Origin of the sequence: Streptomyces nigrescens, assembly GCF_027626975.1 — a bacterium.
Taxonomy (GTDB): domain Bacteria; phylum Actinomycetota; class Actinomycetes; order Streptomycetales; family Streptomycetaceae; genus Streptomyces; species Streptomyces nigrescens.
The window spans coordinates 6,841,218-6,859,355 of sequence record NZ_CP114203.1; the positions used below are offsets into that span (position 1 = coordinate 6,841,218).

An 18,138-nucleotide genomic window follows, 5' to 3' on the forward strand; every position below is an offset into this window, starting at 1 on the left:
TGGTCATGAGCCCGGACAAGAGCGCCCGGCGGCCGCCCCGCCCCGTCGTTCCGGGCCTGCTGGTGTCCGCCCGCGTTCCCCCGCGCGGTAGCCTTCAGCAGCAGAGACAGCACGTCATGGGGCCTCCCCCGCTCGAAGGAAGCTGAGAGCCCGGGGGAGGAGTCGGCGGACCGGCATGGATCGGCATGGAGGAGTCACGGCGATGGCCGAACACACCAGCTCGAGCATCACGATCGAGGCGGCACCCGCCGAAGTGATGGGAGTGATCGCCGACTTTGACCGCTACCCGGAATGGACCGGAGAGGTCAAAGAGGCAGAGGTGCTCGCCAAGGACGACCGCGGCCGCGCCGAGCAGGTGCGCCTGCTGCTGGACGCCGGAGCGATCAAGGACGACCACACCCTCGCCTACACCTGGACCGGCGAGAACGAGGTCAGCTGGTCCCTGGTCAAGTCCCAGATGCTGCGCGCCCTCGACGGCTCCTACCACCTCTCCGCGCTCGGCAGCGGCGCGCGCACCGAGGTGACCTACCAGCTCACCGTCGACGTCAAGATCCCGATGCTCGGGATGATCAAGCGCAAGGCCGAGAAGGTCATCATCGACCGTGCGCTGGCCGGGCTGAAGAAGCGCGTCGAGAGCGGCCACGACGGCCCGCAGGCGCCCGCCGACGAGGCCAAGAAGCTCTGAGCGTGCGCATCGTCCTCGTCACGGGCTCCGGCGGCGCGGGCCGCACCACGCTCGCCGCCGCGACCGCCCTGGCCGGCGCCCGCCGGGGCGAGCGGGCCCTGCTGCTCACCACCGGGAGCAGCGCACCGGAAACGGTGCTGGGCACCCCCCTCGGCGCCGACGCCCCCACCCCGATAGCGCCCGGGCTGCACGCCCGCCGCATCGACCCCGGCGACCGCTTCCGCCAGGAGTTCCTCGCCTTCCAGGAGCGCGCCGGCGCCGCCCTCGACCTGCTCGGCGCCGCCCCCCTCGACGAGGACGAACTCACCGAACTCCCCGGCTCCGAGGACTTCGCGCTGCTGCACGCGCTGCGCGCCGAACACGCCTCGGACGACTGGGACCTCGTCGTCGTCGACATGCCCTCGGCCGACGAGACCGTCCGGCTGCTCGCCCTGCCGGCCCAGGTGCGCCGCTATCTGCGCCGGCTGCTGCCGCCCGAGCGGCAGGCGGCCCGTGCGCTGCGCCCGGTGCTCGCCCAGCTCGCCGGCGTCCCGATGCCGGCCCAGAAGCTGTACGACGCCGCCGAGCGCTGGGAGGCCGAACTCGCCGCCGTCCAGCGGACGATTGACGACCCCGGCACCTCCGTACGCCTGGTCACCGAGGCCGGCCCGGTCGCCGCCGCCACGCTGCGCACCCTGCGCGCCGGACTCGCGCTGCACGGCCGGCGCACCGACGGCGTGGTCGTCAACCGACTGCTGCCCACCGGCTCGGCCGACCCGTTCCTCGCCGCGCTCTCCGGCAGCCAGCAGACCGCCCTCAAGGCGCTGCGCGAGGAATTCCCCGACCTGCCCGTCCACGAGGTGCCGCACCTGGGCCGGGACCCCCAGGGCGTCGACGAGCTCGACGAGTTGATCGGCGGACCGGCCGGCGAGATCGGCGCGGCCGCGCCCGCCGACGGGCCCCGCCCCGACCCCTGGACCGTCGAGGACCGGCTGGCCGCCGACGGCATCCTCGTCTGGCGGGTGCCGCTGCCCGGCGCCGAGCGCAGGGGCCTCGGCCTGGTGCGCCGCGGCGACGAGATCGTGGTCACCGTCGGCCGCTTCCGGCGGATCCGTACGCTCCCCTCCGCGCTGCGCCGCTGTACCGTCTCCGGCGCCGGACTGCGCGACGGCGCCCTGGAGATCCGCTTCACACCGGATCCGGATCTGTGGCCCAAGAGCGACTGAACGCGCTACCACCATTCGGGTAACGTCGAGGGTGGGCCCCGCCCCTATGTGCCCGTCCCGCACTGCTTCGCCGTACCGCCTCGCCGCAGGAGTCACGGAGTTCCTCATGAGTGATGCCACCGAGCGCCCCGCCGACCGCCAGGCCGAGCCCGATGCCGACGCCTGGGCGACCGCCTGCGCCGAGGACCTCGCGTCCGAGAAGGCCCGCCGCCGCACCGGCAGCGGCCCGGAGCCGGGCAGCGCCGCCGAGGAGCTGCGCAAGCTCGCCGAGGCGGTGACCGACAAGCTCGCCGGAATCCAGCTGCCCGGCGCGCTGGGCGGAATCGCCGCACAGGGCGCCGTCAACCAGCTGTTCAAGCAGGCCAAGGCGGCCGTCGAGCCGGTCATCGAGCGCAACCCCGACATCTTCGACCACCTCGCCGCGGCCGGCTCCGAGCTGCTCGCCGCCTACCGCTCCGCCGTCGAGGGCAGCGAGCGCCGCTGGACCCGTGACGACCTCGACGACCGGTCCGAAGGCCGCCGCGACGACGACCCGCGCGACGACGACGGCCCCACCGGCACCGAGCGGATCGACCTCGACTGAGCCCTCGGGGCCTTTGGTGTACGGGAGGTGTCCCTCCTCCCACAGCCCGAAGAACGTGGGCGGCACCCCCGCCTCCGGTACGGTGGGACTCGGCGGGGTTCGAGCGAAAAACTGAGGGACACATGGGACTCACCATCGGCGTCGACATCGGCGGCACGAAGATCGCGGCCGGCGTGGTCGACGAAGAGGGCTCGATCCTTGAGACGTGCAAGGTGCCGACTCCGCATGCCACCGATGCGCTGACCGAGGCCATCGCGGACGCGGTGCGCACCGTGGGGGCGGGCCATCATGTCGAGGCCGTCGGCATCGGCGCCGCCGGCTACGTCGACGAGAAGCGGGCCACGGTCCTGTTCGCCCCGAACATCGACTGGCGCCATGAACCGCTCAAGGACAAGGTCGAACAGCGCGTCGGCCTCCCGGTGGTCGTCGAGAACGACGCCAACGCCGCGGCCTGGGGCGAGTACAAGTTCGGCGCGGGCCAGGGCCACAGCGACGTCATCTGCATCACCCTCGGCACCGGCCTCGGCGGCGGCATCATCATCGGCAACAAGCTGCGCCGTGGCCGCTTCGGCGTCGCCGCCGAATTCGGGCACATCCGGGTCGTGCCGGACGGCCTGCTGTGCGGCTGCGGCAACCAGGGCTGCTGGGAGCAGTACGCCTCCGGCCGCGCCCTGCTGCGCTACGCCCGCCAGCGCGCCTTCGCCACCCCCGAGAACGCCCAGATCCTGCTGTCGCTCGGCGACGGCACCTCCGAGGGCATCCAGGGGCGGCACGTGAGTGAGGCCGCCCGTCAGGGCGACCCGGTCGCCATCGACTCGTTCCGCGAACTGGCCCGCTGGGCCGGCGCCGGCCTCGCCGACCTCGCCTCGCTCTTCGACCCGTCCGCCTTCATCGTCGGCGGCGGCGTCTCCGACGAGGGCGAACTGGTCCTGGGACCGATCCGCAAGTCCTTCCGCCGCTGGCTGGTCGGCAACCAGTGGCGGCCGCACGCCCAGGTGCTCGCCGCCCAGCTCGGCGGCAAGGCCGGTCTGGTCGGCGCGGCCGACCTGGCGCGCCAGGGCTGACCCGCCTCCGGGCCGTTCAGCGCCTGCTCATCCGTACGGCACCGTCCGTCGCGCCCCGTGGGGGTGCGGCGGACGGTGCTCTATCTTGGCCCGCGTGACCCTCCCGGTGAGAGGACCTGCCGCCGTGATCTCGCTCCCCGCCTCCGCCACCGAGCCCGGCCCCGCTTCCGGGGAACCAGGACCCGGCGGTGCGGCCGTGATCCGGGTGCTCAGCTACAACATCCGCTCGCTGCGCGACGACCGGGCGGCGCTGGCCAGGGTGATCCGGGCCTGCGCACCCGACCTCGTGCTGATCCAGGAGGCGCCGCGGTTCTTCCGCTGGCGCAAGGCCGCCGAGCGGCTGGCCCGCGCGGCCGGTCTGGTGTACGTCACCGGCGGCGGCACGACCGCGGGCCCGATGATCCTCTCCACCCTGCGCGCCCATGTGGAGCGTACGGAGGAGGTGCTGCTGCCCCGCACCCCCGGACTGCACCAGCGCGGTCTCGCCCTCGCCGTGGTCCGGATCGGCGGGGCCCGGCTCGGGGTGCTCAGCTGCCATCTCAGCCTCGCCGACCGGGAGCGCTACGAGCAGGCCGGGCTGCTGCTGGAGCGGCTGGCCGCCCTGGAGGTGCCGTACGCCGTCGCCGGGGGCGACCTCAACGACCGGCCGGAGGGCCGCAGCTTCCGCCGGCTGGCGGGGGCGCTCACGGACGCCTGGGCGGCCAAGCCGTGGGGCGGGGAGTTCACCTCCACGCCCCACGACCCGCATCAGCGGATCGACGCGATCTTCACCACGGAGGGCGTGGAGGTCCTGGGCTGCGGTGTGCCGCACGGGCTGGCGGGGGTACGGGAGGCCGACCTGCGGGCCGCCACGGACCATCTGCCGGTGCTGGCCGCACTGCGGGTGCCGGCAACCGGCTGACTCACACCACCGCGCCGCTGCCCGGCAGATCGTTGTCGTCCTCGTCGTCGTCCTTCATCCGGGCCACCAGGGTGGCGAAACCGCCGAGGAAGCCGCCGATGCCCAGGACCGTGATCCACCACGTCACCGGCTGCTGGAGGAGCACCATCGCCACCAGCAGCAGCGGACCGCCGACCACCGCGAGCCAGGCGAACTTGGTGGTGACATCGGCCTTCGGCAGCGGGGGCGGCTCGGGCGGGGTGAAGTGGCCCTCGTCGGTCTCGTCGAAGTCGTCGTCGGACGCTTTGGCGGCGCTCCAGTCGCGGGGCCCGACGCCCGGCGCGAAGACGACGAAGCTGCCCGGACGCGCGGCGTCGCTGGTGCCGGACCCGTCGCCCGTGCCGTCTTTCCCGGCGGCCTCGGAAGGTGCGGAGGCCTCGGGCTTCCCGTCCGTGGCGTCCGCGGCGTCCGCGGCGTCCTTCGCGGCCGAGCCGGAGGCCCCGGCCTCCCCGTCCCCGCCGTCACCGTCGCCCGCGGGGAACGACGGCTGCTCGCCGTAGCCCGCCACGATCTCGGCCCAGGCGGCCTCTTCGTCCAGCGGGTCCCGGGGGTCGCGGGGGCTACGCTCCGCCACTGGCCGCCGCCCCCTCCTGCGCCGCGCCCGCTCCCGCCTCCGGCGCGAGCCGGGAGATGAAGGCGAAGGTGTCCCGGAAGATCTGCTCGGCGTCGTGGTCCAGCGTCGCGACGTGGTAGCTGCGCTCCAGCAGCGTCTGCCGGACGTCCGTGGAGGAGACCCGGGCGAGGATCCGCTCGGAGTCCGCCGCCGGTACGACATGGTCCTGCGGGCTGGTCATCACCAGCAACGGCTGGGTGACGCCCGGGAGTTCGGAGTCGACCTGCTGGAAGAACCGGCGCAGCGAATGCGCGGCGTGCAGCGGCACCCGGTCGTAGCCGACCTCCTCGGCGCCGGGCTTGGCGATATCGCTGACCACGCCCTTGGTGGTCCGTACGAGATGGCGCAGCACCGGCAGCAGCGGCGCGGCCGCGTCATGGACCTTGTTGCCCGGGTTGACCACCGCCACCCCGCTGACCGCGTCGCCGTGCTTGGCGGCGAGCCGCAGCGCCAGCGCACCGCCCATCGACAGTCCGCAGACGAAGACCTTGCTGCAGCGCTCGGTCAGCGCGCGCAGTTCGCGGTCGACCTCGGCGTACCAGTCCTGCCATGTGGTGATCTGCATGTCCTGCCAGCGGGTGCCGTGACCGGGCAGCAGGGGGAGGGCGACCGTCAGTCCCCGGTCGGCCAGATATTCGGCCCAGGGGCGTACAGACTGGGGGGAGCCGGTGAAGCCGTGGCACACAAGGACGCCGACCTCTCCGCCGTCACGGCGGAACGGCTCGGCTCCGGGAAGGAGCGGCACCGGGGGACTCCGATCGATGAGGGGGTCTGGCGAGTTACCTCAGGGTACGCAAAGCGACGGCAGGCGGGTAGGTCCGACGACCGCCGCGGCGCGAGGGGGCCACCGGGGCAGGTTAAGGTCTTTGCGTCACACACAGGAGGCAGTGGGTTGATCTACGGCGCAATGAAGTTTTCCATCGGCGGGTCGCTGAAGCTTGCCTTCAGGCCCTGGGTGGAAGGCATCGAGAACATCCCCGCCGAGGGTCCGGCGATCCTCGCGAGCAACCACCTGTCCTTCTCGGACTCCTTCTTCCTGCCCGCGGTGCTCGACCGCAAGGTCACCTTCATCGCCAAGTCCGAGTACTTCACCTCGCCCGGCGTGAAGGGCAAGCTGACCGCCGCGTTCTTCAAGGGCGTGGGCCAGCTGCCGGTCGACCGTTCGGGCGGCCGGGGCGCCGGTGAGGCGGCGATCAAGAGCGGTATCGAGGTGCTGGAGCGCGGTGAGCTGTTCGGCATCTACCCGGAGGGCACCCGCTCCCCGGACGGCCGGCTCTACCGCGGCAAGCCGGGCGGACTGGCCCGGGTGGCGCTGGCCACCGGGGCGCCGGTCATCCCCGTGGCGATGATCGACACCGAGAAGGTGCAGCCGCCGGGCAAGATCGTGCCGAAGATGATCCGGCCGGGCATCCGTATCGGCAAGCCGCTGGACTTCACCCGCTATCAGGGCATGGAGGGCGACCGCTTCATCCTGCGGTCGGTCACCGACGAGGTCATGTACGAGATCATGAAGCTGTCCGGCCAGGAGTACGTCGACATCTACGCGACCGCGGCCAAGCGGCAGATCGCCGACGCGGCGAAGGCCGAGGCGAAGCAGCAGGCCGAGGCGGAGCAGGCCAAGAAGGCAGCCGCCGAATAGACGGGCAGGGCCGAGGCCGGGCGCGGGGGCGCCCGGCGAGGGGTGGGGGCCGGCAATGACGGATATGGAGACACGGACCGTGCGCGGCGGCCTGGCCGCCAAGGGCAGGAGCAAGCCGCCGACGGTGCTGCGGATGTCCGTCGAGCTGCCGCTGTGGCGTGCGCTCACCGGCTACCGGATCCTGACCCTCGTCTACGCCCTGTGCCTGGTCGGGCTCTCCTACCAGAAGTACGAGCACCCGCTGGGCGCCGCCGCCTACATGGGCGCGCTCACCGTCTGGATGGTGCTGACCTGGCGCCGGACGACCTCCGCTGAGCGCTGCACCCGGCACTTCCTGCTCGCCGACCTCGGCTTCGCCGTCGGCGGCATCCTGCTCACACCGCTGGTCGACACCCACGCCCGCATCATGGACGGCGCGCCGACGCTGCCCTCCATCTGGACGGCGGGCGCCGTCCTCGGCTTCGCGATCAAGGGCGGCTGGCGCTGGGCCGCGGTGGCTTCCAGCGCCGTGGCGGTGGCGAATCTCGTCGAGCGCCAGGAGCTGGCCCGCGACACCGTCCACAACGTGGTGCTGGTGTGGGTGGCCAGCGTCGCCATCGGCTACGTCGTCGAGGTGGCCCGTGCCAGTGAGCGGACCCTCGCCCGTGCGCTGCAGATAGAGGCCGCCACCCGGGAGCGGGAGCGGCTGGCCCGGGACATCCACGACAGCGTGCTGCAGGTCCTGGCGATGGTGCAGCGGCGCGGTGCTGCGATCGGCGGCGAGGCGGCCGAGCTGGGCCGGATGGCCGGGGAACAGGAGGTCGCGCTGCGGACCCTGGTCGCCGGCGGGCTGGTGTCGCCGCCACGCGCTGCGGCGGCGACGGTGCCGCACCCGGCCGGCGAGGGCGCGGCGGACGACGCGGTGGCCGCCGCCCCGGCCGCCCCGGCCGCACCGGTCCCGGAGCCGGCCGGCGACGGGCCGTGCGACGTCCGGGCGTTGCTCGCGCCGTTCGCGGGTGCCGGGGTGACGTTCTCCGAGCCCGGTGCCCCGGTCGAGCTGCCGGCCGCCGCGGCCGCCGAGCTCGCGGCCGCTGTCAGTGCGGCGTTGGACAATGTCCGGGTGCATGCGGGGGACGGTGCCCGCGCATGGATCCTGGTGGAGGACGAACCGCGGGCGGTGATCGTGACGGTCCGCGACGACGGCCCCGGCATTCCCGAGGGCCGGCTGGCGGACGCCGAGCGTGAGGGCCGGCTGGGGGTGGCCCTGTCGATCCGCGGCCGGCTGCGGGACCTGGGCGGTGCCGCGGAGTGGGTCTCGGTCCCCGGCCAGGGCACGGAAGTGGAGTTGACGGTCCCCAAGGGCACGGCGCCCGAGGGCGGTAGACGGGGGAAGGCGAGAGCGTGAGCAGCACGGAGCGGAACGAGGCCGCGCGGGACGAGGTACCGGCATGAGTGAGCAGACGGGCCTGAAGGTCATGGTGGTCGACGACCACCCGATGTGGCGGGACGCGGTCGCACGGGATCTGGCGGAGGCCGGGTGCGAGGTGGTGGCGACGGCCGGCGACGGCCTCCAGGCGGTGCGCAGGGCGCAGGCCGCCTTGCCCGATGTGCTCGTCCTGGATCTCAATCTGCCGGGGCTGCCCGGCGTCCAGGTGTGCAAGGAACTGGTCGGCGCCAATCCGGCGCTGCGGGTGCTGGTGCTGTCCGCGAGCGGTGAGCACGCCGATGTCCTGGAGGCGGTCAAGTCCGGGGCGACCGGCTATCTGCTGAAGTCGGCGAGCACGGCCGAGCTGCTGGACGCGGTGCGGCGCACGGCCGCCGGTGACGCGGTGTTCACACCGGGCCTGGCCGGTCTGGTGCTCGGTGAGTACCGCCGGCTGGCGACCGAGCCGGCCCCCGCGACGCCGGACGAGCCGGGCGCACCGCAGCTGACGGACCGGGAGACCGAGGTGCTGCGGCTGGTCGCCAAGGGACTCTCGTACAAGCAGATCGCCGAACGGCTGGTCATCTCGCACCGCACGGTGCAGAACCACGTCCAGAACACCCTCGGCAAGCTCCAGTTGCACAACCGCGTGGAGCTGGTGCGGTACGCCATCGAGCGCGGCCTCGACGAGGCCTGACCGGCGGGAGCACCGGCCGGACCGGCCACGTCCCGGCGGGATGCGCTCGTCCGGGTGAACGCCCGGCATCAACTCCCCGATAAATCACCGACATCACCGTTTGTCCCATCCCTGAGTGACCCAGATCACCATTAGCGTGACCGGGGTCGGATCGAGCACGGCCGTGTGCGCGGCCACTGACGGGATGTAGGTGAAGCAGCGATGCGGGTCGGAGTACTGACCGGCGGCGGCGACTGCCCGGGTCTGAACGCGGTGATCAGGGGCATCGTCCGCAAGGGCGCCCAGGAGTACGGATACGAATTCGTCGGCTTCCGGGACGGCTGGCGCGGGCCGATGGAAGGCGACACGGTGCCGCTGGACATCCCGGCGGTGCGCGGCATCCTGCCGCGTGGCGGCACCATCCTCGGCTCCTCGCGGACCAACCCCTTCAAGGAGAACGACGGCGTCCGCCACATCAAGGAGACGCTCGCCAAGGAGGAGATCGAGGCGCTGATCGCGATCGGCGGCGAGGACACCCTCGGCGTCGCCGCCCGGCTCTCCGGCGAACACGCCGTCCCCTGTGTCGGCGTCCCCAAGACCATCGACAACGATCTGTCGGCCACGGACTACACGTTCGGTTTCGACACCGCCGTCGGCGTCGCCACCGAAGCCATCGACCGGCTGCACACCACCGCCGAATCCCATATGCGGGTGCTGGTCGTCGAGGTGATGGGCCGGCACGCCGGCTGGATCGCGCTGCACTCCGGCCTCGCCGGCGGGGCGAACGTCATCCTCATCCCGGAGCAGCGCTTCGACATCGAGCAGGTCTGCCGGTGGATCGACTCCCGCTTCAAGGTCCGCTACGCCCCGATCGTGGTCGTCGCCGAGGGCGCGATGCCCAAGGACGGGCAGATGGTGCTCAAGGACGACTCCACGGACTCCTTCGGGCATGTCCGGCTGTCCGGTGTGGGGGAGTGGCTGGCCAAGGAGATCGAGTCGCGCACGGGCAAGGAGGCGCGCACGACGGTCCTCGGGCACACCCAGCGCGGCGGCACCCCCAGCGCCTTCGACCGCTGGCTGGCCACCCGCTTCGGGCTGCACGCCATCGACGCGGTGCGCGACGGCGACTTCGGCAAGATGGTCGCGCTGCGCGGCACGGACATCGTCCGGGTGCCGATCGCGGAAGCCACCGCCAAGCTGAAGACCGTCGATCCGGCGCTCTACTCCGAGGCCGGGGTGTTCTTCGGCTGAGCCGGCCGCCCGCCGCTCCCGCCGCCGTCCGGAATCTCGGGCGGCACCGCCGGGCGAGGGGCCGTATATTCGCCATACGCGACATATCCGGCCCATCGCTCATGGGCGGGAGATTCTGGACCGGCGGAAGAACCCGGGAGAGCTCGTGGAGATCGTCGCCTTCGGCGTGCAGGCGGATGAGCAGCCGTTCCTGGAGAAGGGCTTCGCCGGCCGCCACCAGGTCCGCAGCCTGGATGTCTTCCTCAACCGTGACACCGCCCCCATCGCCCGCGGATACGAGATCGTCAGCTCCAGCGTCAACGCCGATCTGGGCGCGGACGTCCTGCAGACCCTCGCCGCGGGCGGGACGAAGATGATCGCCCAGCGCTCCACGGGCTTCAACAACATCGATCTGGAGGCCGCGGCCGACCTCGGGATGAGCGTCGGCCGGGTCGCCCACTACTCGCCCCACGCGGTCGCCGAATTCGCCTGGGCCCTGGCGCTCGCCGTCAACCGGAGGATCGTCCGGGCCACCAATCGCACCCGTAATTTCGACTTCCGGCTGGACGGCCTGATGGGCCGGGATCTGCGGGGGCGTACGGCGGGGGTGCTCGGCACCGGCAAGATCGGCGAGGCCTTCACCCGGATCGCCCATGGCTTCGGCATGAACCTGCTGGGCTGGGACCTGGCCGAGAACCCGCGCTGCGTCGCGCTCGGCATGAAGTACGTCGCCCGGGAGCGGCTGTTCGCCGAGGCGGACCTGCTCACCCTGCACCTCCCGCTGGTGGAGTCCACCCGGCATCTCATCGACGCCGCCGCGCTGGCCGCGATGAAGGACGACGCCATCCTGATCAACTCCAGCCGCGGCGGGCTCGTCGACACCGCGGCCCTCGTCGACACGCTCAAGGCCGGCCGGCTCACCGGTGTCGGCCTGGACGTCTACGAGGAGGAGGCCGCGTTCTTCTTCTTCGACAAATCCCTGGACATCATCAGCGACGACACCCTCGCCCGCCTGATGACCTTCGGGAACGTGCTGATCACCTCGCACCAGGCGTACTTCACCCAGGAGGCGGTGGGCCAGATCATCGAGGCCACCGTGGCCAATGTCGAGGACTACCTGGCCCACCGCACCAACGAGAACATGCTGGTCACACGAGGACAGCTGCCAGCAGCTGCGCGGTGACCGAGGCGCCGTCCAGCGTCAGCACCGACTCCGGGTGGAACTGCACCCCCGCGAAGCCCGGACCGCGCAGCGCATGCACCTCGCCGGTGGCCGCGTCCCGGCTCAACTCCACGCGGTGCATGGCGAGTTCGGCCGCGGTGGTGTCATCGCAGCGGGCCGTGAAGGTGTTGTAGAAGCCGACCGTCTCCGTACGTCCGAAGAACTCGATCCGCTCCTGCGCGCCCTGGAAGGGCACCTCCTTGCGGACGATCTCCAACCCCAGCTCCGCGGCGATCAGTTCATGGCCGAGGCAGACCCCCAGGAGACCGTGCCGGTGCCCGGCGACCAGCTCGGCGGTCAGCGACCGCAGAAAACGCATCTTGGGGTCGGCGGCGTCGGACGGATCGCCCGGCCCCGGGCCCAGCACGACCGGTCCCCGGTGCGCACGGGCGGCCTCGCGCAGCCCCGGCTCGTCGAAGCGGCGCACGGTCACCGTCAGCCCCGAGGTGCGCAGCAGATGCGCCAGCATCGCGGTGAAGGTGTCCTCCGCGTCGATGACCAGGGCGTGCCCGCTCAGCTCGGCGGTCGGCGCGGTGGTCTGCATCCGCAGCCAGAACGGCGCCAGATCGGCCCGGCGGGCGTCCAGCGCGGCCCGCACCCGCGGGTCGTCGGCCAGCCGCGGCGGCCGCTCCCCGGCCCCGGGGCGCGCGGGCGCCGGCCGGACGCCCAGCGCGCTCAGCACCCCCGCGGCCTTGGCGTGGGTCTCGGCGACCTCGCTGTGCGGGTCGGAGGCGCGCACCAGCGTGGCGCCGACCGGCACCCGCAGCCGCCCTCCGGCGGAGATGTCGGCGGTCCGGATGAGGATCGGCGAGTCCAGCGTCTGCGCCCCGCCCGCGTCCCGCCCGATCAGCGCCAGCGCCCCCGCGTAGTAGCCGCGCCCCCGGCCGTCACGGTCCGCCGGCTCATGCCGCTCGATCACCCGGCAGGCGTTCTGCACCGGCGACCCGGTGACCGTCGCCGCGAACATCGTCTCCTTGAGCACCTCGCGCACATCGAGGGTGGACCGGCCGCGCAGCTCGTACTCGGTGTGCGCGAGATGCGCCATCTCCTTGAGCCGGGGCCCGATCACCACACCGCCCTTGTCGCCGACGGTGCACATCATCTTCAGCTCCTCGTCCACCACCATGGACAGCTCCTCGACCTCCTTGCGGTCGTCGAGGAACGCCAGCAGGCTCTCGGCGGTGGGGCCGCCCTCCGGGTAGCGGTAGGTGCCGCTGATCGGATTCATCACGACCGTCCCCCCGGACATCCGGACATGCACCTCGGGGCTGGCGCCGACCAGCGTGCGGACCCCGGGACGGTGCACCACGTACGTCCAGTACGCGCCGCGCTCACCGGCCAGCAGTCGCCGGAACAGCGCCAGCGCGTCGGCCGCCGAGAAGTCCGTGATCTCGCCCTCGAACGTCCGGCGGATGACGAAGTTCGCGCCCTCGCCGGTGCCGATCTCGTCCCGTACCACCCGCCCGACGATCCCGGCGTAGGCGTCGTCGTCCACGTCGAACGCCCCGTCCGTCACCCGCACGTCATGGGCGGGCAGCGCCGCCAGCATCTCGTCCAGGGGCAGCTCGGCGGTCTCCCGGGGGCGCAGTACGGCCAGCGGTGTGCCGTCGTCATGGGCCCGGAAGCCGCGCTCGCGGATCTGCCGGAACGGGATCAGCGCGAGCGCGTCGGTCACCGGTGCGTCCGGCGTCCCGTCGCCCAGCGGGATGTCGGCCAGCCGCTCGACCTCGGTCACCTCACCGGTCAGCACCTCTACGGTGTCGGCGGCGTCCCGCCCCGGGGTGCGGCGGCGCAGCAGGGCGAACGGCGGGCAGGCGGGGTCGAGCAGCCGCTGGACGAGCGCGGCGGCGTCGGTGCGGGCGGGGGGCTCGCGGTGCATGGCGGGAGTTCCTTCCAGGAGAGGAGGAACGGCCGCCGGAAAAGGCTGAAGGCCGCCCCTCGGGCGGCCTTCGCGAAGTGTGGGAGTGCGCGCGAATCAGTGGGCCGCCGGATGAGCGGTCCACCACCAGTTCATGTTCATGGCCGGTCGCGTGCACATGGGGGGCACCCTACCGGACCGTCGGGGTGCCGTGTGTCTCACAGTCCGGATGCCCGGACGGACACCCTCGCGGGACCCCGTAATGTGGGGCTTGTGACCGTGAACGCTGAAACCCACGCCGGTGGCAACACCTGGCAAGACCTGCCCGCGGCGCAGCAGCCTGACTGGCCGGACCAAGAGGCTCTGCGCGATGTGATCGCGGAGCTCGAGTCCTATCCGCCGCTCGTCTTCGCGGGCGAGTGCGACCAGCTGCGCGAGCGCCTGGGAGCGGTCGCCCGTGGTGAGGCGTTCCTGCTTCAGGGCGGCGACTGCGCGGAGGCCTTCGACGCCGTATCCGCCGAGCACATCCGGAACAAGCTCAAGACGCTCCTCCAGATGGGCGCCGTCCTGACCTACGCCGGGTCCGTCCCGGTGGTCAAGGTCGGCCGGATCGCCGGCCAGTACAGCAAGCCGCGCTCCAAGCCCACCGAGACGCGTGACGGGGTGACGCTGCCGACCTACCGCGGCGACTCCGTCAACGGCTTCGAGTTCACCGAAGCGGCCCGGATCCCGGACCCGCAGCGGCTGAAGCGGATGTACCACGCCTCCGCGGCGACCCTGAACCTCGTGCGCGCCTTCACCACCGGCGGCTACGCCGACCTGCGGCAGGTGCACGCCTGGAACCAGGACTTCGTGAAGTCCTCGCCCGCCGGACAGCGCTACGAGGACCTCGCCCGCGAGATCGACCGCGCGATGAACTTCATGAACGCCTGTGGGGTGAACCCGGAGGAGTTCCGCACCGTCGAGTTCTACGCCTCCCACGAGGCGCTGGTCCTCGACTACGAGTCGTCGCTGACCCGGGTCGACTCGCGCACCGGCAACCTCTACGACGTCTCCGGCCACATGGTCTGGATCGGTGAGCGCACCCGTCAGCTGGACGGTGCGCACATCGAGTTCGCCTCGCGCATCCGCAACCCCATCGGCGTCAAGCTGGGCCCGACGACCACCGCACAGGACGCGCTGACGCTCATCGAGCGCCTCGACCCGGAGCGGGAGCCGGGCCGGCTGACCTTCATCACCCGCATGGGAGCGGACAAGGTCCGCGAAAAGCTCCCCGAGCTGGTCGAGAAGGTCACCGCCTCCGGCGCGCAGGTCGCCTGGATCTGCGACCCGATGCACGGCAACACCTTCGAGGCGGCCTCCGGTCACAAGACCCGGCGCTTCGACGATGTGCTGGACGAGGTCAAGGGCTTCTTCGAGGTCCACAAGGCCCTCGGCACGCACCCGGGCGGTATCCACGTCGAGCTCACCGGTGACGATGTCACCGAGTGCGTGGGCGGCGGCGACGAGATCTTCGTCGACGACCTCCATCAGCGCTACGAGACCGCCTGCGACCCGCGGCTCAACCGCAGCCAGTCGCTCGACCTGGCGTTCCTGGTGGCGGAGATGTACCGCGACCAGTGAGGCGGTCGGCCGCTGACCTGCACTGACGGTCAGGGAGACAACGACAGTGGGGCGCGGATCCTTGTGATCCGCGCCCCACCGCGTTGTGTAGGCCCTGCCGGGCCAGGTAAGGTAAGGGTTACCTCACTCAAGATCAGCCGGATCGGTGGGGCATCCCACCGGAGGTGAACCGCGTGTACGTCTGCTCTTGCTTCGGGATCACCGAGCAGCAGGTCCGCGACCACGCGGACACGGGCGCCTGCACGCCCCGTCAGATCGCCTCCGCCTGCAAGGCCGGCACCGACTGCGGCGGCTGTGTGCGCCGTATCCAGTCGCTGCTCGGCCGGGGGGACTGCCCTCGCCGTGAGCTCATCGACAGCGGTGCGCCCGAACCGCTGGGCGCGGAGGCGGACGCAGTGGTGCCCGCGGCGCTTTCGGGGGCCGCGTAGCCCTCAGGGCGCGGGTGATCTCCCCGTGCCGGCCGGGCCGTCGCGGAGGGTGGCCGTCAGGCCGTTCGCTCAGCTCGGCTGCTCGATGACCTGGGCGATGTAGAGCGCCTCTCCGAGCTTCTCGATCAGTTCCAGCTGGGTGTCGAGATAGTCGATGTGGTGCTCCTCGTCCGCGAGGATGTCCTCGAAGATATTCGCCGACGTGATGTCGCCCTTGTTGCGCATCAGCTCGATACCGCGCTTGAGGCGGTCGATGGCCTCGACCTCGATCTGCCGGTCGGCCTGGAACATCTCGGTGACGGTCTGGCCGACCCGTACATGGAACAGCCGCTGGTAATTCGGCAGACCGTCGAGGAAGAGAATCCGGTCGGTGAGGATCTCCGCGTGCTTCATCTCGTCGAAGGACTCGGAGCGGGTGTACTTGGCGAGCTTCGTCCAGCCGAAGTTCTCCTGCATCTTGGCGTGCAGGAAGTACTGGTTGATCGCGGTCAGCTCGGCGGTCAGCTGCTCGTTGAGGAATTCGATGACCTCGGGGTCGCCCTGCATGGCTGCGGGCTCCTTCCACGCGAGAACTGGGCAGGTGCCGCGCATCCTCGCACCGCCCGGAGTGGGGCGTCCAGTAAGTGCATGCTTAGTACGAGTTGCCCGAATCCCTCCCTCCCTGGTCATCGGCACCCCTTCCGGTCTGACAACATGGAGGGCATGGGTCAGCCGGAAAGCCGCGAAGAGGAGCCTCCTGAGCTGCCTCCGGGGCAGCGGCTCCAGCGGGGCTGGCCGGTGACGCATTACGGGCCGGTGCCGAAGTTCCGGGCCGAACGCTGGGAGTTCCGGGCATTCGGCGCCACCGCCGACGACGCGAAGCACTGCTGGTCGCACGAGGAATTCACGGCCCTGCCGTACAGCACGGTCGTCGCGGATATGCACTGCGTGACGAAATTCAGCATGCTGGGAGCCGAATGGGGCGGGGTCCGCACCCGGACGATCCTGGATCTGGCGCCGCCGGCGCCCGATGTCACCCATGTCATGGTGTGGGCCGAGTACGGCTTCAGTTCGAATTTGCGGATCGAGGATTTCGCCGCGGAGAAGTGCCTCTTCGCCACCCATCGCTCCGGTGAACTCCTCACCGCGGAGCACGGATTCCCGGTCCGTCTGATCGTGCCGCATCTGTACGCATGGAAAGGGCCCAAATGGGTCCGCGGTATCGAATACATGCGGGCCGACCGCCGCGGCTTCTGGGAAGAGCGCGGCTACCACAATCTGGGTGACCCGTGGCGTGAGCAGCGCTACTCGTACCAGGAAGAGCCCGGCGACGGCCCCGAACTCTGAGCCGCACGCCCCGGGCGGGTTCATCCCGTGCCCGGCGGAGTCCGTGATCAGTGGTGGTACCGGTGCACCACCGCATGCCCCTTGCCGCGGCCGATCATCCACTTGTTGACCGGTGTGGTCACCACGAAGGCGAGCACCAGGGACGCGGCCAGCACACCCCAGAACAGCGCGTCCGAGAGCTGGGCGTCCATGGCGCTCGGCCAGAGCGCGATCACGCCGTTGTCGATCAGCTCCATGACCGCGATGGAGAGCGTGTCGGCGGCCAGCGCGACCCGCAGCGCCACCCGGAAGCCGACGCCCGCCGCCAGGACGCCGCGCACCGTGAGCGCATAGCCGAAGACGAAGGCCAGCACGATGGCCAGGACCATCGTCGGAACGTTGTGCCAGTTCAGGGCCGTGCCGATCACCATGCCGAGGATCTCGCCGACGGCGCAGCCGGTCAGACAGTGCAGGGTCGCCCGCGCCGCCGGTGCCCAGCCGGCCGGGCCGGGGGCGGTGTGCCCGGCGGGTGGCGCATGGCCGGCGCGGTCCGGGTGGCCGGTGCCCTCCGGAGCGCCGGCCCGCTCGCCGGGTGCGGCCGTCCGGTGCTCGTGCGGTGCGCGGTCCATGGCATACCCCCAACGCGAGGTGACGGTCCCTGCCCGACGACAAGAACCAGGTACCCCCTACGGATTCCCTTTCCCGCCAGGGGGCACCGGCAGGCTCAGGGCGCGCGCAGCTCCTTGAGCCGGGCCACGTCCGCCGCATGGCCCTCCTTGCCGCCCGGCGTCTCGACGACCAGCGGCACCCCGGCCGTCGCCGGATGGACGAACAGCTCACCGAACGGCTCCGCACCGATGTGACCTGCGCCGATGTTCTCGTGCCTGTCCTTGTGGGCGCCGACCACGTCCTTGGAGTCATTGGCGTGGATCAGCTTCAGCCGGCCCTCGCCGGTGACCTCCACCAGCTCGTCCAGCAGCGCCTTCATCCCGCCCGGCGCCGCCATGTCGTGCCCGGCGGCGAACGCATGGCAGGTGTCGAGGCAGACCCCCAGCTTGGGGTGCCGGTCCAGCGCGTCGAAATACGGCCCGAGGTCCTCGGCCAGCGCACACAGCGACGCGCCCTGCCCGGCCGTCGGCTCCAGCAGCAGCCAGGGGTCGTCCGGGTGCGTCAGCTCCTCCAGCAGCGGCCGCATACGCTCCCTGACCTGCGCCATCGCCGCCGCACGAGGCCGTCCGCCGGTCGCCGAGCCGGTGTGCACGACCACCCCGAGCGCCCCGATCTCCCGGCCGCGGCGCAGTGAGTGGCGCAGCGACGCCACGGACTTCTCGACGGTCGCCTCGGTGTGCGAACCGAAGTTGATCAGATACGGCGCATGGACGTACGCCGGAATCCCCTGCAGGGCACAGGCCGCCCGGAACGCCTCGTCCTGTTCGGGGCTGCCGGGCGTCGTCGCCCAGCCGCGCGGATTGGCCACGAAGACCTGCACGACCTCGTCGCCCATCTCGCGGGCGTACGGAATGCCGGCCTTCGCCAGGCCGCCGGCCACCGGCACATGGCCGCCGACCGGATTACGGGCACGGGCGCGCTGCTCGGCGCCCTTTGGGGAGGGGGAGGTACTCACCCTCCCAGGGTGCCAGGTGCGCCACGGCCGCCGTCCGCCGG

At 71.7% G+C, this 18,138-nt stretch carries 19 protein-coding genes; 13 read left to right on the forward strand and 6 right to left on the reverse strand.

Going from position 1 to position 18,138, the window contains the following annotated elements; translation table 11 throughout:
* Positions 1-202: 202 nt before the first annotated feature.
* The 5 genes from STRNI_RS30290 (at position 203) to STRNI_RS30310 (ending at position 4,438) form a co-directional block, all read left to right on the forward strand.
* Entirely contained in the window at positions 203-685 is a 483-nt protein-coding gene (locus STRNI_RS30290; RefSeq protein WP_018093502.1) for an SRPBCC family protein, read from the forward strand.
* A 2-nt stretch (positions 686-687) separates the two neighbouring features.
* Positions 688-1,890, forward strand: coding sequence for an ArsA family ATPase (locus STRNI_RS30295; protein WP_018093503.1), 1,203 nt, complete (start codon positions 688-690; stop codon positions 1,888-1,890).
* Positions 1,891-1,996: 106 nt separating this feature from the next.
* Complete coding sequence (locus STRNI_RS30300; protein WP_018093504.1) at positions 1,997-2,473, forward strand: DUF5304 domain-containing protein; 477 nt, start codon at positions 1,997-1,999, stop codon at positions 2,471-2,473.
* 122 nt (positions 2,474-2,595) lie between these two features.
* Positions 2,596-3,537 carry an ROK family glucokinase gene (locus tag STRNI_RS30305; RefSeq protein WP_018093505.1) on the forward strand — a complete coding sequence of 314 codons (942 nt, stop codon included), beginning with the start codon at positions 2,596-2,598 and terminating at the stop codon, positions 3,535-3,537.
* Positions 3,538-3,661: 124 nt separating this feature from the next.
* Complete coding sequence (locus tag STRNI_RS30310) at positions 3,662-4,438, forward strand: endonuclease/exonuclease/phosphatase family protein (protein ID WP_371874897.1); 777 nt, start codon at positions 3,662-3,664, stop codon at positions 4,436-4,438.
* Between the two features lies 1 nt (position 4,439).
* On the opposite strand, the gene STRNI_RS30315 is transcribed toward STRNI_RS30310, so the two are convergent.
* A complete protein-coding gene (locus tag STRNI_RS30315; protein ID WP_277412371.1) occupies positions 4,440-5,051 on the reverse strand; it encodes a hypothetical protein in 612 nt (203 codons plus the stop codon).
* On the reverse strand, positions 5,038-5,835 hold the full coding sequence (locus tag STRNI_RS30320; protein WP_018093508.1) for an alpha/beta hydrolase: 798 nt from the start codon (positions 5,833-5,835) through the stop codon (positions 5,038-5,040). The genes STRNI_RS30315 and STRNI_RS30320 overlap by 14 nt, the downstream gene beginning before the upstream one ends.
* A 162-nt stretch (positions 5,836-5,997) precedes the next feature.
* Here STRNI_RS30320 and STRNI_RS30325 point away from each other — a divergent pair, with 162 nt between their 5' ends.
* From STRNI_RS30325 to STRNI_RS30345, 5 genes are all read left to right on the forward strand, one after another.
* Complete coding sequence (locus tag STRNI_RS30325; protein WP_018093509.1) at positions 5,998-6,729, forward strand: lysophospholipid acyltransferase family protein; 732 nt, start codon at positions 5,998-6,000, stop codon at positions 6,727-6,729.
* A 55-nt stretch (positions 6,730-6,784) separates the two neighbouring features.
* Positions 6,785-8,113: a MacS family sensor histidine kinase gene (macS, locus tag STRNI_RS30330; protein WP_381286308.1), complete on the forward strand. Its 1,329-nt coding sequence runs from the start codon at positions 6,785-6,787 to the stop codon at positions 8,111-8,113.
* A 43-nt stretch (positions 8,114-8,156) separates the two neighbouring features.
* Entirely contained in the window at positions 8,157-8,828 is a 672-nt protein-coding gene (locus STRNI_RS30335) for a response regulator (RefSeq protein ID WP_018093511.1), read from the forward strand.
* A gap of 201 nt (positions 8,829-9,029) precedes the next feature.
* Positions 9,030-10,058 carry a 6-phosphofructokinase gene (locus STRNI_RS30340; RefSeq protein WP_274735072.1) on the forward strand — a complete coding sequence of 343 codons (1,029 nt, stop codon included), beginning with the start codon at positions 9,030-9,032 and terminating at the stop codon, positions 10,056-10,058.
* Positions 10,059-10,203: 145 nt separating this feature from the next.
* The gene (locus STRNI_RS30345; protein ID WP_018093513.1) at positions 10,204-11,220 is read left to right on the forward strand and encodes a 2-hydroxyacid dehydrogenase; all 1,017 of its coding nucleotides are present in this window, start codon (positions 10,204-10,206) and stop codon (positions 11,218-11,220) included.
* Here STRNI_RS30345 and STRNI_RS30350 read toward each other — a convergent pair.
* Complete coding sequence (locus tag STRNI_RS30350) at positions 11,186-13,138, reverse strand: anthranilate synthase family protein (RefSeq protein ID WP_277412372.1); 1,953 nt, start codon at positions 13,136-13,138, stop codon at positions 11,186-11,188. The two genes, STRNI_RS30345 and STRNI_RS30350, sit on opposite strands and share 35 nt — an antisense overlap.
* A gap of 258 nt (positions 13,139-13,396) precedes the next feature.
* Between STRNI_RS30350 and STRNI_RS30355 the strand changes: the two genes are divergently transcribed.
* The gene (locus STRNI_RS30355) at positions 13,397-14,740 is read left to right on the forward strand and encodes a class II 3-deoxy-7-phosphoheptulonate synthase (RefSeq protein ID WP_174876457.1); all 1,344 of its coding nucleotides are present in this window, start codon (positions 13,397-13,399) and stop codon (positions 14,738-14,740) included.
* Between the two features lie 173 nt (positions 14,741-14,913).
* Entirely contained in the window at positions 14,914-15,168 is a 255-nt protein-coding gene (locus tag STRNI_RS30360) for a (2Fe-2S)-binding protein (protein WP_266449792.1), read from the forward strand.
* 69 nt (positions 15,169-15,237) lie between these two features.
* On the opposite strand, the gene bfr is transcribed toward STRNI_RS30360, so the two are convergent.
* On the reverse strand, positions 15,238-15,714 hold the full coding sequence (bfr, locus tag STRNI_RS30365; protein ID WP_018093517.1) for a bacterioferritin: 477 nt from the start codon (positions 15,712-15,714) through the stop codon (positions 15,238-15,240).
* Positions 15,715-15,870: 156 nt separating this feature from the next.
* Here bfr and STRNI_RS30370 point away from each other — a divergent pair, with 156 nt between their 5' ends.
* A complete protein-coding gene (locus STRNI_RS30370) occupies positions 15,871-16,494 on the forward strand; it encodes a sulfite oxidase-like oxidoreductase (RefSeq protein WP_018093518.1) in 624 nt (207 codons plus the stop codon).
* Between the two features lie 47 nt (positions 16,495-16,541).
* Here STRNI_RS30370 and STRNI_RS30375 read toward each other — a convergent pair whose 3' ends face one another.
* Positions 16,542-17,102 carry a DUF4396 domain-containing protein gene (locus STRNI_RS30375; protein ID WP_277412373.1) on the reverse strand — a complete coding sequence of 187 codons (561 nt, stop codon included), beginning with the start codon at positions 17,100-17,102 and terminating at the stop codon, positions 16,542-16,544.
* A gap of 95 nt (positions 17,103-17,197) precedes the next feature.
* Positions 17,198-18,097: a deoxyribonuclease IV gene (locus STRNI_RS30380; RefSeq protein WP_018093520.1), complete on the reverse strand. Its 900-nt coding sequence runs from the start codon at positions 18,095-18,097 to the stop codon at positions 17,198-17,200.
* Positions 18,098-18,138 lie beyond the last annotated feature (41 nt).

Bases quoted from the DNA above. Each gene is read 5' to 3' on its own strand.
- STRNI_RS30290 (WP_018093502.1), top strand. From the start codon at position 203: ATGGCCGAACACACCAGCTCGAGCATCACGATCGAGGCGGCACCCGCC.
- STRNI_RS30300 (WP_018093504.1), top strand. From the start codon at position 1,997: ATGAGTGATGCCACCGAGCGCCCCGCCGACCGCCAGGCCGAGCCCGAT.
- STRNI_RS30305 (WP_018093505.1), top strand. From the start codon at position 2,596: ATGGGACTCACCATCGGCGTCGACATCGGCGGCACGAAGATCGCGGCC.
- STRNI_RS30325 (WP_018093509.1), top strand. From the start codon at position 5,998: ATGAAGTTTTCCATCGGCGGGTCGCTGAAGCTTGCCTTCAGGCCCTGG.
- macS (WP_381286308.1), top strand. From the start codon at position 6,785: ATGACGGATATGGAGACACGGACCGTGCGCGGCGGCCTGGCCGCCAAG.
- STRNI_RS30335 (WP_018093511.1), top strand. From the start codon at position 8,157: ATGAGTGAGCAGACGGGCCTGAAGGTCATGGTGGTCGACGACCACCCG.
- STRNI_RS30340 (WP_274735072.1), top strand. From the start codon at position 9,030: ATGCGGGTCGGAGTACTGACCGGCGGCGGCGACTGCCCGGGTCTGAAC.
- STRNI_RS30350 (WP_277412372.1), bottom strand. From the start codon at position 13,138: ATGCACCGCGAGCCCCCCGCCCGCACCGACGCCGCCGCGCTCGTCCAG.
- bfr (WP_018093517.1), bottom strand. From the start codon at position 15,714: ATGCAGGGCGACCCCGAGGTCATCGAATTCCTCAACGAGCAGCTGACC.
- STRNI_RS30370 (WP_018093518.1), top strand. From the start codon at position 15,871: ATGGGTCAGCCGGAAAGCCGCGAAGAGGAGCCTCCTGAGCTGCCTCCG.
- STRNI_RS30375 (WP_277412373.1), bottom strand. From the start codon at position 17,102: ATGGACCGCGCACCGCACGAGCACCGGACGGCCGCACCCGGCGAGCGG.